14 protein-coding genes are annotated in these 21060 nt (G+C 64.9%); 8 read left to right on the top strand and 6 right to left on the bottom strand.

Annotated features, from left to right (window positions below; all coding sequences use genetic code 11):
• Genes LOY53_RS07745 through LOY53_RS07725 form a run of 5 tightly spaced genes read left to right on the top strand, consistent with a single transcriptional unit; the run spans position 1 to position 5851 of the window.
• The gene (locus LOY53_RS07745) at positions 1-945 is read left to right on the top strand and encodes a DUF58 domain-containing protein (protein WP_186683325.1); all 945 of its coding nucleotides are present in this window, start codon (positions 1-3) and stop codon (positions 943-945) included.
• Positions 942-1436: a DUF4381 domain-containing protein gene (locus LOY53_RS07740; RefSeq protein WP_027596694.1), complete on the top strand. Its 495-nt coding sequence runs from the start codon at positions 942-944 to the stop codon at positions 1434-1436. Before LOY53_RS07745 ends, LOY53_RS07740 begins: the two co-directional genes overlap by 4 nt.
• The gene (locus LOY53_RS07735; protein ID WP_027596695.1) at positions 1429-2505 is read left to right on the top strand and encodes a VWA domain-containing protein; all 1077 of its coding nucleotides are present in this window, start codon (positions 1429-1431) and stop codon (positions 2503-2505) included. Before LOY53_RS07740 ends, LOY53_RS07735 begins: the two co-directional genes overlap by 8 nt.
• Complete coding sequence (locus LOY53_RS07730; RefSeq protein WP_252827150.1) at positions 2502-4220, top strand: tetratricopeptide repeat protein; 1719 nt, start codon at positions 2502-2504, stop codon at positions 4218-4220. The genes LOY53_RS07735 and LOY53_RS07730 overlap by 4 nt, the downstream gene beginning before the upstream one ends.
• Positions 4217-5851: a BatD family protein gene (locus LOY53_RS07725; RefSeq protein WP_085273667.1), complete on the top strand. Its 1635-nt coding sequence runs from the start codon at positions 4217-4219 to the stop codon at positions 5849-5851. Before LOY53_RS07730 ends, LOY53_RS07725 begins: the two co-directional genes overlap by 4 nt.
• 107 nt (positions 5852-5958) lie before the next feature.
• On the opposite strand, the gene LOY53_RS07720 is transcribed toward LOY53_RS07725, so the two are convergent.
• Entirely contained in the window at positions 5959-7206 is a 1248-nt protein-coding gene (locus LOY53_RS07720; protein ID WP_252823597.1) for an IS256 family transposase, read from the bottom strand.
• A gap of 245 nt (positions 7207-7451) precedes the next feature.
• On the opposite strand from LOY53_RS07720, the gene LOY53_RS07715 reads away from it, so the two are divergent.
• From LOY53_RS07715 to LOY53_RS07705, 3 genes are read left to right on the top strand one after another with little or no spacing between them, the layout of a single operon-like run.
• Positions 7452-8690 carry an exonuclease SbcCD subunit D C-terminal domain-containing protein gene (locus LOY53_RS07715; RefSeq protein WP_099453343.1) on the top strand — a complete coding sequence of 413 codons (1239 nt, stop codon included), beginning with the start codon at positions 7452-7454 and terminating at the stop codon, positions 8688-8690.
• Positions 8687-12331, top strand: a complete 3645-nt coding sequence (locus LOY53_RS07710; protein WP_258703814.1) for an AAA family ATPase — start codon at positions 8687-8689, stop codon at positions 12329-12331. Before LOY53_RS07715 ends, LOY53_RS07710 begins: the two co-directional genes overlap by 4 nt.
• The gene (locus tag LOY53_RS07705) at positions 12328-12921 is read left to right on the top strand and encodes a glutathione S-transferase (RefSeq protein ID WP_258703813.1); all 594 of its coding nucleotides are present in this window, start codon (positions 12328-12330) and stop codon (positions 12919-12921) included. Before LOY53_RS07710 ends, LOY53_RS07705 begins: the two co-directional genes overlap by 4 nt.
• A 250-nt stretch (positions 12922-13171) precedes the next feature.
• Here LOY53_RS07705 and LOY53_RS07700 read toward each other — a convergent pair whose 3' ends face one another.
• The 5 genes from LOY53_RS07700 to pepN form a co-directional block, all read right to left on the bottom strand.
• Positions 13172-14302, bottom strand: a complete 1131-nt coding sequence (locus LOY53_RS07700) for a lactonase family protein (protein ID WP_258703812.1) — start codon at positions 14300-14302, stop codon at positions 13172-13174.
• Positions 14268-14558 carry a DUF5629 family protein gene (locus tag LOY53_RS07695; protein ID WP_027596702.1) on the bottom strand — a complete coding sequence of 97 codons (291 nt, stop codon included), beginning with the start codon at positions 14556-14558 and terminating at the stop codon, positions 14268-14270. The genes LOY53_RS07700 and LOY53_RS07695 overlap by 35 nt, the downstream gene beginning before the upstream one ends.
• A 148-nt stretch (positions 14559-14706) precedes the next feature.
• Positions 14707-17082, bottom strand: a complete 2376-nt coding sequence (locus LOY53_RS07690; RefSeq protein ID WP_258704161.1) for an RND family transporter — start codon at positions 17080-17082, stop codon at positions 14707-14709.
• A gap of 20 nt (positions 17083-17102) precedes the next feature.
• The gene (locus LOY53_RS07685; RefSeq protein ID WP_252827146.1) at positions 17103-18143 is read right to left on the bottom strand and encodes a YCF48-related protein; all 1041 of its coding nucleotides are present in this window, start codon (positions 18141-18143) and stop codon (positions 17103-17105) included.
• A 247-nt stretch (positions 18144-18390) separates the two neighbouring features.
• On the bottom strand, positions 18391-21048 hold the full coding sequence (gene pepN / locus LOY53_RS07680; protein WP_258703811.1) for an aminopeptidase N: 2658 nt from the start codon (positions 21046-21048) through the stop codon (positions 18391-18393).
• Positions 21049-21060: the final 12 nt, after the last annotated feature.

The raw sequence follows: 21060 nt of genomic DNA, 5'->3' as shown, positions 1-21060 counted from the left end.
ATGCCCACCGCACAGCTCGCCGAACCCGGCATCCGCATCGGCCTTGCCGAGCTGATCGACATGCGCCACCGCGTACGCGAAATCCAGCTGTTTTCCCGGCCTGGCCAGCGCAGCCCGCTGGTGGGCCTGCACCACTCCAAGCTACGCGGTCGCGGCGTGGACTTCGACCAGGTGCGCGTGTACCAGGCCGGCGACGATGTGCGCAACATCGACTGGCGGGTCACCGCCCGCACCCAGGAGCCGCACACCAAGCTGTTCCATGAAGAGCGCGAGCGGCCGATCTTTATCCTGGTCGAACAGAGCCAGCGGCTGTTCTTCGGCTCGGGGCTGATGTTCAAGTCGGTACTGGCAGCCCAGGCTGCGGCCCTGTTCGGCTGGGCGGCACTGGGCCACAACGACCGCATCGGCGGGCTGGTGTTTGGCGACAACGAGCACCACGAAATCAAACCCCGACGCAGCAAGCAAAGCCTGCTGCAGCTGCTTAACCGCCTGGCCAAGGTCAACCAGGCGCTGCACACCGAAGCCACACCCCAGGCCGACAGCCTGGGCCTGGCCTTGCGCCGGGCGCGCGAGGTGCTGCGCCCTGGCAGCCTGGCGATCGTCATCTGCGACGAGCGCTCGCTGACCGACCAGGTCGAACAGCACCTGGCCATGCTCTCGCGCCACTGTGACCTGCTGCTGCTACCGGTCTCCGACCCGCTCGACCATGCCCTGCCCGCAGCCGGCCTGCTGCGCTTCGCCCAGCGCAGCGCGCAACTGGAGCTCGACACCCTCGACGCCAGCTTGCGCCAGGCTTACCGCCAGCAGGCCGAATCACGTATCGCCCGCTGGGAGCTGATGGCACAGAAGCTGCGCGTGGTGCTGATGCCGCTGAGTACGCAAAGCGAGATGATCGAGCAACTGCGCGAATACCTGAACGCCCAGCGCCCGGGGAGCAGCAAATGACCCCGCTGGACCAGTTGCAACCGCTGATTGCCCCGCCGGCAGTCGGCCTGTGGCCACCGGCACCAGGTTGGTGGGTACTGCTGGCCTTGCTGCCGCTGCTTGCCTGGGGCTTGTGGCGCGTACGCCATTGGCGCCCGCGCAAACGCCGCATCGTGCGCGCCGAGCAACCGCTCGACCCGGTACGCGTGGCCGCCCTGGCCGAACTTGCCCAACTGCCGCGCCCGTACGACGGCGCCCCGGCCGGCGCCTGGCTGCAACAGATCAATGCCCTGCTCAAGCGCCTGTGCCGCAGCCACTACCCTGGCGCCAACAGCCATACCCTCAACGGCCGCCAGTGGCTGGCGTTTCTCGACAACCGCTGCCCGGCCGCCGGCCTCACGCGTTGGATGGTGCTGGTCGAAGGCGCCTACAAGCCTGAGTGCAAGCTCGACGACAAAGCCATCGTCGGGCTTAGCCAGGCCGTCGAAACCTGGATCCGCAAGCATGTTTGAACTGGCCTGGCCGTGGATGTTCGCCCTGCTGCCGCTGCCGTGGCTGGCACGCCTGGTGTTGCCAGCCGCCGACAGTGGCGAGCCGGTGCTCAAAGTGGGCTTTCTGAACGAGCTGGAAGGCCTGGCCGGGCGCCGGGCACGGCTCAACCTGCCCACCTGGCGCCAGCAGGCGCCCTTTGTCATCATCTGGCTGTTGCTGCTGCTGGCCGCGGCCCGCCCGCAATGGCTTGGCGACCCAGTACCGGTGGCCGCCAGCGGCCGCGACCTGCTGGTGGCGGTGGACGTGTCCGGTTCCATGGACTTCCCCGACATGCAGTGGAAGAACGACGAGATTAGCCGCCTCGACCTGGTCAAGGCGCTGCTTGGCGACTTTCTTCAGGACCGCGAAGGCGACCGGGTTGGGCTGATCCTGTTTGGCAGCCAGGCCTACCTGCAGGCGCCGCTGACCTTCGACCGGCGTACCGTGCGCACCTTCCTTGACGAAGCGCAGATCGGCATCGCCGGCAAGAACACCGCCATCGGCGATGCCATAGGCCTTGCGGTCAAGCGCCTGCGCCAACGCCCGGCACAAAGCCGCGTGCTGGTGCTGGTCACCGACGGCGCCAACAACGGCGGGCAGATCCACCCACTGACCGCCGCCCGCCTGGCCGCCCAGGAAGGTGTGCGCATCTATACCATCGGCATCGGCGCTAACCCCGAGGCCAGCGGCACCCCCGGCCTGCTGGGCCTCAACCCGAGCCTGGACCTGGACGAAGCCTCGCTCAAGGAAATCGCCGAGCTGACCCACGGCGCCTACTTCCGCGCCCACGACGGCGCCGAACTGAACGCCATCGGTGACGCCCTCGACCAGTTGGAGCCAGTGGCTCAGCAGCCAACCCAGGCGCGCACCGCCAAGGCCTTGTACGCCTGGCCGCTGGCCCTGGCACTGTTGCTCAGCGTGCTGCTGGTGGTGGCCGTGCAGTGGCCAGACAACCGCTTGCAGCGCCTGCTGCGCAAACCGCGCTTTCTGCAGCCGCACCCCGAATGGCGCCAGCGCCTCAAACGCCTGCGCCTGAGGAAACGGCGATGATCGACCTGTGGCCACAATGGTTGCGCCCGCTCTGGCTATTGGTAGTGCCGCTGCTCGGCTGGCTGCTGTTCAAGCTGTGGCACCGACGCAAACGCGCCGGGCGTTGGCAAATGATCCTGCCGCCCGCGTTCCACGCCGTGCTGCTCGGCGGCGGCAGCGGCAGCACCAGCAAACTGCCCTGGGTGGCGCTGGGCCTGGCTTGGACGCTGGTGGTGCTGGCCCTGCTCGGGCCCAGCTGGCAACGTGTGGAAGAAAACCGGCAGCGCCCTGCCGACCCGCTGGTCATCCTGCTCGAACTGACCCCGCAGATGCTCGCCGAGGACAGCCCGCCCAACCGCCTGGAACAGGCCCGGCGCAAGGTCCTCGACCTGCTCGAACGCCGCCACGACAGCCAGACCGCGCTGATCGTCTACGCAGGGTCCGCCCACACCCTGGTGCCACTGTCCGATGACCTGGGCACCACTCGCAACCTGCTGGAGGCGATCGACCCTTCGATCATGCCCAAACCCGGCCAGCGCGCCGACCTGGCCGTGCAAAAAGGCCTGGCCCTGCTGGCCCAAAGCGGCCTGGGGCAAGGCCGCCTGCTGCTAATCGGCTCCTCGCTCAGCGCAGCGGAGCGCGAGGGCATCACGCAGGCCCTCGGCCGCCAGGGCCCGAGCCTGCTGATGTTGGGCATCGGCAGCCGAGACGGGGCACCGGTGCGACAAGCCAACGGCGAATTCCTCAAGGACGACCAAGGCGGTATTCTGCTGCCGCGCCTGGACAGCGCCAGCCTCAAGGCATTTGTCAGCGGCACCGGCGGGCGCTACCGCAATGCCCGGGTCGACGACCTCGACCTGCGCGGCCTGGGCCTGTTCGACACCCCGCGCACTGCACGCAGCGACGGCCAGACCCTGCAATTGGACAGCTGGGCCGACCAGGGTTACTGGCTGCTGATTCCGCTGTTGCTGCTGGCGGCCTGCGCCGGTCGCCGCGGCTGGCTGTTCTGCCTGCCCCTGTTGCTGGCCTTGCCGCAACCAAGCCAGGCCTTCGAGTTCAACGACCTGTGGCTGCGCCCCGACCAGCAGGGCCAGCGCCTGCTCGAACAGAGCCGCCCGGCCAGCGCCGCACGCCACTTCCAAAACCCACAGTGGCGCGGCATGGCGTTGTACCAGGCCGGCGATTACGCCGGTGCCGCCCAGGCATTCTCCCAAGGCAACACGGCAGCAGACCACTACAATCGAGGCAATGCCCTGGCCCGCAGTGGCGAGCTGGAAGCCGCCCTGGACGCCTACGAGCAGGCCCTGGAGCGCCAACCCGACCTGCAACCGGCACTGGACAACCAGGCACTGGTCCAGCAGCTGCTGCAACAGCGCGAGGCCAAGGCCGAAGAACAACCCGCCAGCAACGAGGCCCAAGGCACACCCGGCAGCGAAACCGAAGGCAACAGCAGTTCGGCCAGCAGCCCGGCCCAGGGCACCCCTGGCAATGACGAACCCGCCAACGCCGAACAACCCGGCGAAGGCAGCAACAACAGCCAGGCCACACCCGGCAACCAGGGGGGCGCCGACGACAACGTCACCGTGCCCCCCCAACGCCCAGTGTCGACCAACCTCGACGCCGAACAGCGTCAGGCCCTTGAACAATGGCTACGGGAGATCCCCGATAACCCGGCGGAGCTGCTGCGGCGCAAATTCTGGTATGAACAGCAATTGCATCAGGACAATCCACGATGAGTCGCTTCGGCGTCTTTCTGCTCGGTGTCACATGGGCCTTGATGGCCCAGGCCGAGCCCATGCTGCAAGCCAGCGTCGACCGTACCCGCCTGGAGGCCGGCGAAAGCCTGGAGCTGACCCTTGAAAGCCAGGACGTGACCCAGTTTGGCAAACCCGACCTGCGTGCCCTCGAAGGCGACTTCGAAGTACGCGGCACACGCCAGCTGAACAGCCTGCACACCCTTGATGGCGAGACCCGCGCCAGCACCCGCTGGATCATCACCCTGCTGCCACGGCGCAGCGGCAGCCTGCGCATTCCAGAGCTGCAACTGGGCCAGTCGCGCAGCCAGGCCATCGACCTGCAAGTGCTGCAAGCCGATGCCAGCCGCCAGGAAAGCGCCTCCCAGGTGTTCATCGAGGCGACCCTGGACAGCAACGAGGTCTATGTCCAGGCCCAGGCCGTGCTGACCTTGCGCATCTACCATTCGGTGGCGCTGTATGACGACAGCAGCCTCAGCCCACTGCAGCTGGAAAACGCCAAGGTCGAACCACTGGGCGAGTCGCGCACCTACGAGAAAGAAATCAACGGCGTGCGCCACGGGGTGATCGAAACCCGCTACGCCGTCTACCCGCAACAAAGTGGCAGCCTCGAAGTGCCGGCGCTGACCTTCACCGCCACTGCGGCTGCCAGCGCCGACAACGAACAATCCGCCACGGCCGCCCCGCGTGCGGGCCGCCAGATCCAGGTCAGCTCGCTGCCCCTGCGCCTGGACGTGCGCCCAATTCCAGCGGCCTGGCCAGCCGGTGCGCCCTGGCTGCCGGCACGCAGCCTGACCCTTGAAGAACACTGGAACCCCGACCCGGGCAGCCAGCAGACGCAGATCGGTGATTCGCTCACCCGCAACATCACCTTGCGCGCCGACGGCTTGTCCAGCACCCAGCTGCCACCGCTGCCGGCCACCGAAATCACCGGCCTGCGCCGCTACCCCGACCAGCCGCTGCTGCGCAACGAAATCAACGAGCGCGGCATGACCGCCAACCGCGAAGAGCGCGAAGCGCTGGTGCCGACCCACAGCGGCGAACTGGCCTTGCCAGCGCTGGAGGTGGCCTGGTGGAACACCCGCGAAGACCACCTGGAGCACACCAGCCTGCCAGCGCGCACCCTGAGCGTGCAGGACAACCCGGCCCTGAGCGCCGACACCCCGGTCGGCGACACCCGTGCGGGCAATAGCCTGTTGTGGCCGTGGCAGCTGGCCACGCTGGTGTTTGCCCTGACCACACTGCTGGGCTTCGCCTTGTGGTGGCGGGCCCGTTCACAACCCGCGGTACTGCGCGCCGCGCAACAAGGCCCAAGCCCCCGCACGCTGCTGGACGACCTCAAGCGCGCCTGCCAGGCCAACGACCCGCAGACCACACGCCAAGCGCTCGACGCCTGGGCGCGGCAGCAGCCGGAGACCCTGGCGGAGATGGCAGCGCGGTTCGTACCGTTGTCCGATGCGCTGGATGGGTTGAACGGGGCGTTGTACAGCGAGAGTGGGCAGTATTGGCAGGGTGAGGATTTGTGGCGCGCGATCGGGACGATTCCGCCGGCTGAGCAGGTGTTGCTGCCGTCGGGGGAGACCGGGAGCTTGCCGCCGTTGTATCCGAAATGAGGGGTGGGGTGCATGGCGCAGTAATTTCAGCGCCTATCAGATCGAGGAGAGTGTCAGTTTTTTTGTGTGCGGGCCGATAACGGCCTGCCGTCAGGCAGGCCATGCTTTTACCAGGTCGGCCTGATAAATCGATCTCCGTACAGAATCGCAAATTGATTCATCGCACTCTTCCAGTCATGAGCCGCCGATCCCCAGTTTGCCGTGATGTTACGCAGCCCAAGCCAGATCAGCTTGGTCGCTGCGTCATCCGTCGGGAAGTGGCCTCGGGTCTTGATGATCTTGCGTAGCTGAGCGTTGATGCTTTCGATAGCGTTGGTCGTATAGATCACTTTTCGAATGGCAGGCGGGAAGACAAAGAATGGAATCACTCGATCCCAGGCTCGTCTCCAGGCCGCCACCACCGTTGGGTATTGCTTACCCCAAGGGCCATTTTCAAAGGCATCCAGTGCTTCCTCAGCCGCTTCTGCGTTGATGGCCTGATAGATCGGTTTTAGCGCCTTGGCCAGCTCACGGCGCTTGTCCCACGCCGCGTAATCGAGGCTGTTGCGGATCAAGTGGACGATGCATGTTTGCAGCGTTGTTCCCGGAAATACTGCGCTTAGCGCCTCTGGCATGCCTTTGAGACCGTCGGTCACGGCGATCAGCACGTCCTCTACGCCGCGGGTCTTGAGGTCGTTGAAGACCTTCATCCAGAACTTCGCACCCTCGGTGTTTTCGATCCAGATACCAAGAATATCGCGCGTTCCATCGGGTAAAACACCCAGCGCCAAGTAAATCGCCTTGTTGCGGACAAGGCCTTCTTCTCGGATCTTGACCCGCAGCGCATCGAAGAAAATGACTGGGTACATCGGCTCAAGCGGTCGCTGTTGCCACGCACCAATTTCCTCCATCACCTCGTCCGTGACTGAGCTGATGAAGTCATGGGAAACGTCCGTCCCGTATTGCTCAGAGAGGAAAGCGCGGATTTCTCGAACGGTCATGCCTCGGGCATACATGGCGATGATCTTGTCATCAAAACCGGTGTAACGCCGCTCATGCTTGGGGATCAGAATGGGGGCAAAACTGCCATCCCGATCACGGGGAATCTCCAGCCGCAGCGGGCCATCCCCCGTCAAAACCGTCTTGCCCGTTTTGCCATTGCGCTGGTTGGTTTCATCCTCTGGGCGCTGCGCGCCCGGCGGATACCCCAGGTGGTGACCGAGCTCGGCACTCAATGCTCGCTCGATCAAGGCCTTCTTGAAGGCCGCAGAAGCGTCTTCGATAGCCTCTGCGGTCATCAGCCCCTCACCGAACTGTTCGAGCAGCTCCTTGGGGATTTTTGGTAGGTCACGAAGGGGTTTCTTTTTGGTTGGCATACATGCACCTCTTACTCATGTTATGCCCGAACACAAAATTTCTGACACCCCCGATCGAGCGCCGCCCGCGCGGCGCTCGATCTCATAGGCACTGCAAAACTCAAGACATGCGCCCCCCCACGCAATCCGCCAACATCCCCCCAGCCATGCCCCCTCCCCCCACCATTGAGTTACCATACCCCCTGCCCAACGCCCATCATCCAAGCCAAGCCCCGCTTGCTCGACTCGACACCAACAGGTCATCCATGCGTCTGTTTCATACCTCCGACTGGCACCTGGGCCAAAGCCTGCACGGCCAGGAACGCGACTTCGAACACGCCTGCTTCCTCGACTGGCTGCTCGGCCAGCTGCACCTGCGCCAGCCGGATGCGCTGCTGATCGCTGGCGACATCTTCGACACGGTCAACCCACCGGTCAAAGCCCAGGAGCGCCTCTACGACTTCATTGTCCAGGCCCATGAGCAACAGCCCAAGCTGGACATCGTGATGATCGCCGGCAACCACGACTCCGGCTCACGCATCGAACTGCCCGCTGCGCTCATGCGCCGCCTGCGCACCCACGCCTTGGGCCGTGTGCACTGGCTCGATGAAGGCCAGCTGGATGCCGAGCGCCTGCTGATCCCGCTGACCAACGCCCGCGGCAAGGTCAGCGCCTGGTGCCTGGCCCTGCCCTTCCTGCGCCCGGCAGAAGTGACCGGCCCGCAGCTGGGTGACGACTACCTGCAAGGCATCACCCAGGTGCACCAGCAACTGATTGCCGCTGCCCAGCAAAAGCGCAAGAAGGACCAGGCGCTGGTCGCCATCAGCCATGCCCACATGGCCGGGGGTGCGGTGTCCGAGGACTCCGAGCGCAGCCTGATCATCGGCAATGCCGAGGCCCTGCCGGCCAAGCTGTTCGACAAGGCCATCAGCTATGTCGCCCTGGGCCACCTGCACAAGCCGCAGAAGGTCAACCGCGAAGCGCGCATTCGCTACAGTGGCTCGCCGATCCCGCTGTCGTTTGCCGAAATCAACTACCCGCACCAGGTGCTGGAGGTGGAGCTGGACGGCGCCGAGCTGGTCAGTGTCGAGCCGCGCCTGGTGCCCCGCGCCGTGGCCCTGCAACGCATCGGCCCGGCGCCGCTCGGCGAGTTGCTGGTACAGCTGGCTGAGCTGCCGGTGATCGACCTGCTCGAAGACCCCAATCGTCAGCCCTGGCTCGAAGTGCGCGTGGTGCTGGACGAACCGCAACCCGACCTGCGCCAGCAAGTGGAGGGCGCGCTGCAAGGCAAGGCCGTGCGGCTGATCCGCATCAGCGCCGAATACGCCGGGCGCGCTAGTGCGGAGGACGACGACCTGGCCTTCGTCGAACTGTCCCAGATGACCCCGCAGGACCTGTTCAGCCGCGCCTGGGAACAGGCTTACGGCAACCCCGCCGATGAGCAGGCACTGGCCGATTTCGCCCTGCTCTTGCAGGACGTCCAGCTGGAAGAGGAACAGCCATGAAGATTCTCGCCATCCGCCTGAAGAACCTGGCATCCCTGGCCGGCCCGATCGACATCGACTTCACCGCCGAGCCCCTGGCCAGCGCCGGCCTGTTCGCCATCACCGGGCCAACCGGCGCCGGCAAAAGCACGCTGCTCGATGCCCTGTGCCTGGCCCTGTTCGGCACCGTGCCGCGGCTCAACGACATCGGCCGCGAAGCCAAGGTACCGGACGCCGACGGCGAGATCCCGACCTCGGACCCACGCAACCTGGTGCGCCGCGGCACGGGCAGCGGCTATGCCGAAGTCGACTTCGTTGGCATCGATGGCCGTCGCTACCGCGCCCGCTGGGAAGCCAACCGCGCCCGCGACAAGGCCAATGGCAAGCTGCAACACAGCCGCCAGAGCTTCTATGACCTGGACAGCGAGCAGGTGCTGGCCAGCGGCAAGAACGAATACAAGCAACTGGTCGAAGCACGCCTGGGCCTGAACTTCGAGCAGTTCACCCGTGCGGTGATGCTGGCCCAGAGCGAGTTCGGTGCGTTCCTCAAGGCCGACGACAAGGAACGCAGCGAGCTGCTGGAAAAGCTCACAAACACCGCGATCTACACCCGCCTTGGCCAGCGCGCCTTTAGCAAGGCGCGCGAGGCCGGTGAAACGCACAACGCCCTGAAAGACCGTGCCAGCCACCTGCTGCCGCTGCTGGCCGAAGCCCGCGCCGAGCTCGACCAGCGCCTGGAGCAGGCGCAACAGCAATTCAAGGCCGACCAGGCGCGCGAGCGCCAGTTGGAGCAACAGCGTGGCTGGCTCAATGAGCAGCGCCTGCTGCAGGTGCAGCAGGCCGAAGCCCATGCAACCCTGCAGGCCGCCGAACAGGCCTGGCAGCAACTGGCCGAACAGCGCCTGGACCTGCAACGCCTGGAGCGACTGGCGCCACAGCGCCATCAGTTCCACCGGCAGCAGGCCTTGGCCGCGCAACGCGCGCCACTGGCCAGCGAGCTCGACGCACAACAGCGCCAGCAAAGCGACCTGCAAAACCGTACCGGCGAACTGGAGCAGGCCCTCGAATCAGCCCGCCAGGCGCTGAACCAGGCCCAGGCCAGCCAAGGCGAAAACGCCCCGCGCTTGCGCCAGGCGTTCGCCGAGCAAGACACCCTCACCCGCCTGGAACAGGAACTGGGCAAGGCGCGCGAAACCGGCCAGCAGGCCGACCTGGCCGCGGCCGAGCTGCAGCAACAATTGCAGCAGCTGGGCGAGCACCAGCAGCGCGGCCAACAGCAGCTGGCCCACATTGAAGCAGCCCTGGCTGACAGTGCGCCCCTGGCCGCCCTGACCAACGCCTGGCAGGCCTATCGCCCGCAACTGCAACAGTTGCTGCAAATCGGCAACCGCCTGAACCAGGGCCGCGAAGAGCTGCCCGGCCTGCAGGCCCAGGCCAGCCAGGCCAATGCGCAACTGCAAGAACAGCGCGACGCCCTCGACGTGTTGTTCCGTGAAGCCGCAGCAGAGCCCCAGGCCCTGGCCGAGCAGCTCGACCTGCTGGGTGGCATGCTGCAAGAAAACCGTAAGCAACAACGCGCCGTGGAAGAACTGTCGCGCCTGCACGCCCGCGAGCAGGAGCTGCAACAGGGTATCCAGTCGCTGCGCGAACGCCAGCAACAGGCCCTGCAGCAACGCCAGCAATTGATTGGCGAAGGCACTGCCGCCAAGGCCGAGCTGGAAGCCGCCGAGCAGGCGCTGGCACTGACCCGGCAACTGCTGGAACGCCAGCGCCTGGCACGCAACACCAGCGTCGAAGAACTGCGTGCGCAGTTGCACGATGGCGAACCGTGCCCGGTTTGCGGCAGCGCCGAACACCCCTTCCACCAGCCTGAAGCGCTGCTGCAGAGCCTTGGCCGGCATGACCAGGCCGAAGAAGCCACAGCCCTGGCCCAGGTTGAGCAATTCAATACCCGCCTGATCGAACTGCGCACCCAGGTGGGTGTGGTCAACGGCCAGATCAAGGAGTACCAGCACCAACAGGCGCAACTGAACGAGCAATTGCAGCCATTGGCCGGCCAACTCGCCGCCCATGCCTTGTGGCCCGCCCTCAGCGCCCATGAAGGCAAGGCCCGCAGTGGTTGGCTGGACAGCCAGTTGCAGCGCCTCGACCAAGAGATCGCGCGCGACGAAAAACGCCAGGCCACCCTGCTGACCCTGCAACGCGATGCCGCCCGCCTGAACCAGCAGTTGCAGGCTGCCAGCGAAGCCCAACAGCAGGCCCAGCGCCGCCTGGACCAACAGCATCAAGCCCTGGCCGCCGACCAGGAACGCCTCGAACAGGCCTTGGCTGATTTCGCCACCCTGCTGCCAGCGCCTGTGTTGCAGTCACTGCACGACGAGCCAGCACACGCCTTCCTCAGCCTTGACCAGCAGATCGCCCAGCGCCAGCAACAGCTGGACCAGCAAAAGGACGAACTGCAGGAACAACAGCAACGCCAGCAACAGCTGGAGCGCCTGCACGATCAGCAACACACCCGCGTGCAGCGCCAGCAAGACCTGCAGCAGCAGATCAACGGGCTGGCTGAGCAGATGGAAAAAGCCCGCGCCGCATTGGCCGAATTGCTGGGTGACCACCCGCGCGCCGAAGATTGGCAGCGCCATCTGGAACAGCAGGTGGAGCAGGCCCGCACCAGCGAGGCCGAAACAGCCGAGCGCCTGCAACACGCCCGCACCCAAGCCCTGCAACTGGCCGGCGAACTCAAGGCCAACATCGCCCGCCAACAGGCGCTCGAACAGGAGCACCAGCAGTTGCAGGGGGAAATCGCCCAATGGCGCGCTGAACACCCCGAGCTGGACGACAGTGGCCTGGACCGCTTGCTGGCCATGGACGACGCGCAAATGGCTGAACTGCGCCAGCACCTGCAGGCGGCGGAAAAGGCTATCGAACAAGGCCGCGTGCTGTTGCAGGAGCGTGAACAGCGGCTGCAGCAACATGCCGCGCAAGCCAGTGTCGAGGCCACGGCCGAGGACCTGGAGCAGTCACTGCTTGAGCTACGCGAAGTGCTGGCCAACCATGAACAGCAGTGCGCCGAGCTGCGCGCCGCCCAGGCCGAAGACCAGCGCCGCCAACAGGCGTACCAGGCCCTGGCCACGGAAATTGAGCACGCCCATCAGCAGTGGCAGCGCTGGGCACGGCTCAATGCGCTGATCGGCTCGGCCTCTGGCGATGTGTTCCGCAAGATCGCTCAGGGTTACAACCTCGACCTGCTGCTGCACCATGCCAACAGCCAATTGCGCCAGCTGGCGCGTCGTTACCGCCTGAAACGTGGCGGCAGCGCCCTCGGCCTGCTGGTGCTGGATACCGAGATGGGCGACGAGCTGCGCTCGGTGCATTCGCTGTCGGGCGGTGAAACCTTCCTGGTCTCGCTGGCCCTGGCCCTTGGCCTGGCGTCGATGGCGTCGAGCACCTTGCGCATTGAATCATTGTTCATCGACGAAGGCTTCGGCAGCCTCGACCCAGAGTCGCTGCAACTGGCCATGGATGCCCTCGACGGCCTGCAGGCCCAAGGGCGCAAGGTGGCGGTGATCTCCCACGTGCAGGAGATGCATGAGCGGATCCCGGTGCAGATCCAGGTACGCCGCCAGGGCAACGGCCTGAGTGACGTCGAGGTGTGCGGGTGATCCTCTACTCGTTCCGCCGCTGCCCTTGGGCCATGCGCGCGCGCCTGGCCTTGCGCTACGCCGAGTGCGAGGTGCAGATCGAAGAAGTGGCGATGAAGCACAAGCCCGCCGCGCTGCTGGCCTTGTCGCCCAAGGGCACGGTGCCGGTGCTGGACACCGGGGCGGGTGTGCTGGAAGAAAGCCTGGACATCATGCGCTGGGCACTGCAACGCAACGACCCGCAGGACTGGCAGCTACTGGCCGACCCTGCGGCGGCGCAACAGGCTGAGGCGCTGATCGCCCGAAACGACAGCACGTTCAAGGCGCAGGTGAACCTGTACAAGTACGCCGAGCGCTACCCTGGACATACCCGCGAGCACTACCGCCAGCAGGCCGAAGCCTGGTTGGCGGAGCTCGAGGCGTTGCTCGAAGGGCGTGCTTACCTGCTGGCCGATCACCCAAGCCTTGCCGATGCCGCCTTGCTGCCCCTGATGCGCCAGTTTGCCGGGGTCGAACCGCAGTGGTTCGCCGAGGCGGCTTATCCGCGGGTGCGGAGCTGGCTGGAGGGCTGGCTGGAGTCGGATCTGTTCAAGGCAGTGATGGCGCGATAGCTGGCAGTGTCCGGCGGGCATGCTTGAGTAGTTTTGAGATCGAACGCCGCCCGCGCGGCGCTTCGCAGCACAAGGCTGCTCCTACAGGTGCATGGCGCGATATCGAGTTGGACTGACAGGGCGGTCGCGCGCCGCCTTCACAGGCGTGACTGGCCCGAAACAAATGTAGGAGCAGCCTTGTGCTGCGAAGCGCCGCGCGGGCGGCGCTCGATCTCAAGAACGCCCAAAAACGAACGCCGAACACCTGGCGTCACTCGATGAACTTCAGGTCCGACGGCGCAGCCTGCGGCAGCATCTGTACTGTCTCACCGAGCTTGCCGCTACGCGGGTCACGGCGCATGACCACGATCTGGTCACTCTTCTGGTTGGCCACCAACAGGAATTTGTCGCTTGGGTCGAGGGTAAATTCCCGAGGGTGATCGCCCTCTACCGAACGGCGTTGCAAGAACGCCAACTGGCCATCGTCCTTGCCCACGCTGAAGGCCACGATCTCATTGGCCGTGCCGCGATTACTCACGTACAAGAAGCGCCCATCCGCCGACAGGTGCAGGCCGCCAGCCGCTTTGGCCGCAGCGTCCTGGTGGTCCGTCAGGGGTAGACGCTGGCGTTCGACCAGGCTGGCGTTCTGCACATCGAACACCACCACCTCGGCGCTCATTTCCAGGGTCAGGTAGGCGTGTCGCCCCTTAGCGTCGAACAGCAGGTGACGCGGGCCGCTGCCCGGCGGCAGGGCCACCGACGCCGGAATCGCCGGCGTCAGCGGGTGGTCTGTGCTGGCACCGTCGTAACGGTAGATGAACACCTTGTCGGCGCCCAGGTCGCAGGCATACAGGTGCTGGCCGTCCGGCGACAGCACCAGCGAATGCACATGGGCGCCGGCCTGGCGTTCGGGGTTTACGCCGCTTGGTTTATGGCGGGCTTGCTGCACCACGTCCTTGAGCTTGCCGTCCTTGGCCACCGGGATCACCACCAGGCTGCCGCCGGGGTCTGGCTTGACGGCGTAGTTGGCAACGAACAGGAAGCGCTGGTCGCGACTGAGGCTGGCGTGGGTCGGCTCGTCACCTCGGGTGGCCACCTGGTTGAGCGGTTGGATCTCGCCTTTGCGGCTCACGCTGAAACTGCTGACGTGGCCTTGCGCGGTTTCGTTGACTGTAAACAGTTGCCGTTGGTCGGCCGAGAGCACCAGCCAGGAAGGGTTCTCGCTCTTGACCACCTGTTGCGGGGTCGGCGCGATCTGGCCTGTCTTGCTGTCGAACAGGTAGCGGTAGATGCCTTGGCTCTGGCCATCGGTGTAGCTGCCCACCAGCAGCGTGGCGGCGTGGGCGTTGATTGTCAGGCTCATCAGGCTAGCGGTCAGCAGGCTCGTCCAGATCCGGTTCATCGTGGTCTTCATCCGGGGCGCGAAAGGCACTCATACAGACTAGACGATGCTCGCCCTGGGCACCGTTGAGCGTCCACTCGTCACCCGTGGCGGTGGCGGCAGCGATCTGCTCGGGGGTGAAGTTCCAGCGACGCAGCTGGCGGCCGTCCATGCATTCGACGGTGAGGCCGGTTTCGTTGGACGTGAAATCGAAGGCGTGCAGGCCGTCGATCAGCAGCATGTCGCAGGTTTGGAGGGCGGTGGCGAGGGGGGACATGAGGGTACCAATTTGAAATGTGGCGGCAGTATAACCCTGGGGCTGCTCTGCAGCCCATTCGCAGCACAAGGCTGCTCCTACAAACAACACTCAACCCCTGTAGGAGCAGCCTTGTGCTGCGAATGGGCCGCAACGCGGCCCCCAGCAATCAATGGGCAAAAATGGACCCGCCCTCCTTGCCCACCATCTTCTCAGGCTTGATCAGGAACCGCGCCAGTGCCGGCAACAGCCACAGCGCACCGAACATGTTCCACAGCAGCATGAAGGTCAGCATCAAGCCCATGTCGGCCTGGAACTTGATCGCCGAGAAGATCCAGGTGCACACACCAATGGCCAGGCACAACCCGGTGAACAGCACCGCCTTGCCGGTCGAGCGCAGGGTTTCGTAATAGGCTTCCTGCAACGGCAGGCCTGCACGCAGGAAGCTTTCCAGGCGGCTGTAGATGTAGATGCCGTAGTCCACGCCGATGCCCACGCCCAAGGCCACCACCGGTAACGTCGCGACCTTCACGCCAATGCCCATGTAGGCCATCAGCGCATTGCCCAGCACCGAGGTCAGCACCAGCGGTAGGACGATACACAGGGTTGCAGCGAACGAGCGGAAGGTGATCAGGCACATCACCGCGACGCAGATGTACACCAACACCAGAATGGTCAGTTCGGCCGACTTGATCACCTCGTTGGTGGCCGCCTCGATCCCGGCGTTACCGGCTGCCAGCAGGAACTGCAGGCCCTCTTTGTTGTGGTTGTCGGCAAAGGCCTTGGCGGCTGCGGTGACGCGCTCCAGGGTCTCGGCCTTGTGGTCGTTGAGGAACACCAGCACCGGCGCCAGCGAGCAGTCGGCGTTGTACAGGCCGTCGGCGCGGGCGATGGAGTTGTTGAGGATGTCCGGGTTGCGCGACAGGGTCTCCCATTTCAGGCTGCCCTCGTTCATGCCCTTGATCACCTGCTTGGACACGGTCACCAGCGAGATCGCCGACTGCACGCCCGGGGTGTTCTCCATGGTCCACATCAGCTCGTCTATCGGCGCCATGGTCGAGTGGATCGAGCAGCTTTCCGACGGCGTCTTGACCATGATCACCAGCACGTCCGAGCTGGTCGAATAGTTGCTGATGATGAAGTTGTTGTCCTGGTTGTAACGCGAGTCCGGGCGCAGCTCCGGCGCGCCCTGGTCGAGGTCACCGATTTTCAGGTTCTGGCTGTACCAGAGGCCACCGGCGAACATCACCAAGGCCACGGCAACAGACACCGGCGCCACCTTGGCACTGGCGAAGTTGGACAGCAGGCGCCAGAACGGGTGCTCGCGGGTCGCGTCCTTCTTACTGCGCTCGACCGCCTTCTTGCTGATGCCGACATAGGAAATCGCCACCGGCAGCAAGATCAGGTTGGTAAAGACGATCACCGCGACGCCGATCGAGGCGCCGATGGCCAGCTCGCGGATGACACCGATGTCGATGATGAGCAGGGTGATGAAGCCCACTGCGTCAGCAAGGATGGCGATCATCCCCGGCAGGAACAGCTGGCGGAACGTGCGCCGGGCAGCGGTCAGTGCGTTGTCGGCGCCGCTCGACTGCAAGGCGATGCCGTTGATCTTCTGCACCCCGTGGGAAATGCCGATGGCGAAGATCAGGAAGGGTACCAGCATCGAATACGGGTCGAGGCCAAAGCCCACCGCATGCATCAAGCCCAGCTGCCAGACCACCGCCACCAGGGTGGTGATGAGCACAGCGATGGTGCTGCGGATGCACCAGGTAAACCAGTACAGCAGCACCCAGGTGATGCCCAGGGCCACGCCAAAGAACATCGCCACCATCACCAGGCCGTCGATCAGGTCGCCGACCTTCTTGGCGAAGCCAACGATATGGATCTTCACGTTGGGGTTCTGCACCTGGAACTTGTCGCGGATCTTCTCTTCGAGCAGGTGCGAGAACTGCTGGTAGTCGAGCTTGACCTGCTTGCCTTGGTCCTGCGGGTCGGGGTAGCTCTCCAGCAGCGGCACATCGACGATGCTGGACTTGAAGTTGTTGCCCACCAGGCGCCCGACCTGGCCGGACTTGAGCACGTTGTCGCGCAAGGCATCGAGGCTTTCGGCCGAGCCGTTGTAGGTATTGGGGATCACCTCGCCACCGGAGAAGCCCTCTTCGGTCACCTCGGTCCAGCGCACGCTGGGGCTCCACAGCGACTTCAGCCCGGCGCGGTCGACACCAGGGATGTAGAACACCTCGTCATGGATCTGGCGCAGCGTCTCCATGTAGTCCTTGTCGAAGATGTCACCGTTGACCGCCTCCACCGAAATACGCACGGTGTTGCCGAGGTTGGCCAGGTCGTTGCGGTGCTCCATCATCTGTTCGATGAACGGGTGCTCGAGCGGGATCATCTTCTCGAAACTGGTCGAGGGGCGGATCTGCGTGGCCTGCCAGAACAGGAAAATGCTGACCAGCACGCACAGGGCGATGACCACGGGGCGGTTGTTGAAGATCAGGCGTTCGAGCAGCGTGGCCTTGTCCTGGTGATGCGGGTGCATGGTGATGCTCTCCCTGCTGGTCATGGACGCGCCTCCTTGGCAGCCTGGTCGGCGCCTTCGGCGGTGGCCAGGTGCACGCCACCCTGCCCCACCAGCAGCAAGCCCCCGGTTGTCAGGCCAGTGACGCCGGCCAGGGCGATGCGGTCGGCACGGTTGTAGACGCTGAAGGTCTGCCCGTCGTCATGGCTGCGCAATACACTGCCGCCGTTACCGACCAGCACCACGCTGCCATCCTCGACAAGCGTAGCGCTTGCCAGGCCGAATTCGAGCGTGCCGCGCGCGGCTTTGAGTTCGATCGGCTGCCAGCTGTCGCCGAAGTCGGTAGAACGGAACAGGTTGCCACGCAGGCCGTAGGCCAACAGCGTCTGTGGCTGGGCGGTGCCCATTACACCGAACAGCGAGCCCTCGTACGGGCCGTCGACCTTGGCCCAGGTCTGGCCGTTGTCACCTGAGCGGAACATGCTGCCCTGCTCTCCGACGATGAACAGGCCGGCGTCCTTGATTACGGCGATGCCGTTAAGGTGCAGTTGATCGGCGTTGTCCAGGCGCTCGGCGACGTCCTGCCAGTGCTGGCCGCCGTCGGTGGTTTCCAGCAGTGCGCCATAGGCACCCACGGCAAAACCGTGCTGGGCGTCGAGGAAGGTGACGTCGAGCAGCGGGGCTTCGCGGGACAGGTCTTCGAATTGCTTGCTCCAGGTCGCGCCGCCATCAGTGCTGGCGAGGATCTGCGCATCGTGGCCGACGGCCCAGCCGCGCTTGTCGTCGAGGAAGAACACAGCGGTGAGCAGTTGCCGGGTGGGTACCCGGGCCTGAGTCCAGGTCTTGCCCTGGTCGTCGGAGAACAGGATATGACCGCGATCACCGACCACGACCAGACGCTTGCCGGCCTGGGCGGCGTCGATCAGCAGGCTCTGACTGGCCTTGGCCGATTCGGTCGAGTATTCGTCGGCGGCAGCGGCTTCGACACTGCCCGTCCACATGCCCAATGCCAGCGCCAGCATCGCACCGGCGGCCAGCGGCCAGGCTCCACGCCTGGTCTGCGCCATCAGCTGCTCCCTCATGACCGTCCCCTGTTTGTTGTTCTTAGTGGGTCAATGCCTTGCAGGTACTGCGAAATGCCTGTGGTAGAGGCCTGCAATAGCTTGAGGGGATCGTAGCGGGGAAGGTTGCGGGAATACAACGAGCGGGACGTTATGTTTTGTTAACCGCCCAAAAGCTTCGCGGGACAAGCCCGCTCCCACAGGTAGTGCACAGTACCTGTAGGAGCGGGCTTGTCCCGCGAAAGGGCCCGTTCAGGCTATCGAGCACTCACGCCAAGCTCTTGCTCACCACCTCATACACATCACTGGACAGCGACCCAGAAGCCAGAATCAGCTCCAGCTCACCCTTCATCAACGCCTGACGCGCGTCGTCGTACTTGCGCCAGCGGGTCAGCGGTGCCAATTGGCGCGAAGCAATCTGCGGGTTCAGCGCATTCAGCTCGATCACCAGGTCCGCCAGGAAGCGATAACCCGAACCATCGGCCGCATGGAAGTTGACCAGGTTCTGCCCGGCAAACGCCCCCACCAACGCCCGCACCTTGTTCGGGTTTTTCAGGGTGAACGCCGGGTGCTGCATCAGCGCCTTGACCCGGGCCAACCCGCCAGGCAGCGAACTGGCGGCCTGCACGCTGAACCACTGGTCCATGACCAACGGGTTGTCCTTGAAGTGCTCGGCGAAGGTGTCCAGCGCCTTGGCCCGCTCGGCTTCGAACGGCGAGTTGACCAGCACCGCCAGGGCGGTCAGGCGTTCGGTCATGTTGTCGCACTGGTCGAACTGCTCCAGGGTCGCCTCCAGCACCTGCGGCTTGCCGCTGAGCATCAGGTACGACAGGGCGATGTTCTGCAGGCTGCGGCGGGCGAAGTGCTCGGCCGCAGCGACGTAGGCCGTGCTGCGCGAGACCTCGCGGTGGGCCTGGTAGCGGGCCCACAGGCCATCGAACAGCTGCTCGGCGATCTGCTGGCGGGCGAACTCGCGGGCGGCGTGGATGGCATCGACGTCGGCCACCTGGCTAATCTCAGTGAGGTAAGCCTCGCCTGGCAGCGACAGCATTTCGGCCACCATCGCGGCGTCCAGCGACGCGTTGCCCAGCACAGTGCCCAAGGCGGTGATCAGGCGCGGGTCGAGCTTCAGCGCTTCGCCGCGCTGATGCTGGCCGATCAACTCCTGCAGCACTTGCACCGAGAGCTGCTGGCCCGCTTCCCAGCGGTTGAAACCATCGCTGTCGTGCTGCATGAGGAACATCAGCTGGTCGCGGTCGTACGGGAAGCTCAACTTCACCGGCGCGCTGAAGCCTCGCAGCAGCGAGGGCAGCGGCTTGGCCGTGAGGCCTTCGAAGGTGAAGGTTTGCTCCGCCTCGGTCACCGACAGCACGCGGCTGGTGCCGCCAGCCGCAGTCTCACCCGCCAGGCGCAGCGGCAGGTCGTTGCCTTCGGCATCCAGCAGGCCCAGCTCGACCGGGATCACGAACGGCAGCTTCTCGGCCTTGTCCGGGGTCTGTGGGCAGCTCTGGCGGAAGGTCAGGCTGTAAGTCTGGGCGCCTGCATCATAGGCTTCGCTGACTTCCAGGCGCGGCGTGCCCGCCTGGTTGTACCAGCGTTTGAACTGGGTCAGGTCAACGCCGTTGGCATCTTCCATGGCCTTGATGAAGTCGTCGGTGGTCACCGCCTGGCCATCGTGGCGTTCGAAGTACAGGTCGCTGCCTTTGCGGAAGCCCTCGGCCCCCAGCAGGGTGCGGACCATGCGTACAACCTCGGCGCCCTTTTCGTACACAGTCAGGGTGTAGAAGTTGGAGATTTCAATGAAGCTGTCCGGGCGCACCGGGTGGGCCATGGGGCCGGCATCTTCGGCGAACTGGTGGGTCCGCAGGTAGGCGACGTCTTCGATGCGCTTGACCGTGCGCGAGTTCATGTCGGCGCTGAACTCGGCGTCGCGGAACACCGTGAAGCCTTCCTTGAGCGACAGCTGGAACCAGTCACGGCAGGTGACGCGGTTGCCCGACCAGTTGTGGAAGTATTCGTGGGCGACCACGCCTTCGACACGCTGGTGGGCGGCGTCGGTGGCGGTTTCGGCCCGGGCCAGCACACAGCTGGAGTTGAAGATGTTCAGGCCCTTGTTTTCCATGGCGCCCATGTTGAAGTCGTTGACCGCGACGATCATGAAGATGTCCAGGTCGTACTCACGGCCATAGACTTCTTCGTCCCAGCGCATGGACTTCTTCAGGCTGACCATGGCGTGGTCACACTTGTCGAGGTTCTCGGGCTCGACATAAATGCGCAGCATCACATCGCGGCCGGATTGGCGCTTGAAGTTGTCTTCGATGCACCACAAGTCACCCGCTACCAGCGCGAACAGGTAGGCCGGCTTCTTGAACGGGTCTTCCCAGGTTGCCCAGTGGCGGCCGTCTTCGGCCGGCCCGCTGCCGGTCGGGTTTCCGTTGGACAACAGCACCGGGTAGCGATGCTGCTCGGCGATCACCGTGGTGGTGAAGGTGCTCATCACGTCCGGGCGGTCGAGGTAGTAAGTGATCTTGCGGAAGCCCTCGGCCTCGCACTGGGTGCAGAACATCTTGCCGGACTTGTACAGGCCTTCCAGCGCAGTGTTGCTCTCGGGGTGGATCTTCACGCTGGTGTCGAGGGTGAAACGCTCGGCCTTGGGCTGCACGGTCAGGCTGTCGGCTTCGAGCTGGTAATCGCTCGCCTGCAGCTCGACATCGTCCAGCGAAGCGCGCAGCAGCTCAAGCTGCTGGCCATCGAGCACCAACGGCGGCAGGCCGGCACCACGTGCCGGGTTGCGGCGCATGACCAGTTGCGCATGGACCAGGGTGTGGTCCTCGAACAGCTCGAAGGTCAGGTGCGTCTCGTCGATCAGGTACTCGGGCGCCTGGTAGTCCTTGAGGTAGATCACTTGCGGTTGTTCGGTACGCATGTGCAGGTCCTT

The organism is Pseudomonas sp. B21-031 (genome assembly GCF_024748985.1).
In the GTDB taxonomy this organism is placed as follows: Bacteria; Pseudomonadota; Gammaproteobacteria; order Pseudomonadales; family Pseudomonadaceae; genus Aquipseudomonas; species Aquipseudomonas kermanshahensis.
The sequence above is the reverse complement of the archived record's forward strand: the minus strand, read 5'-3'. Positions and strand labels throughout refer to the sequence as shown.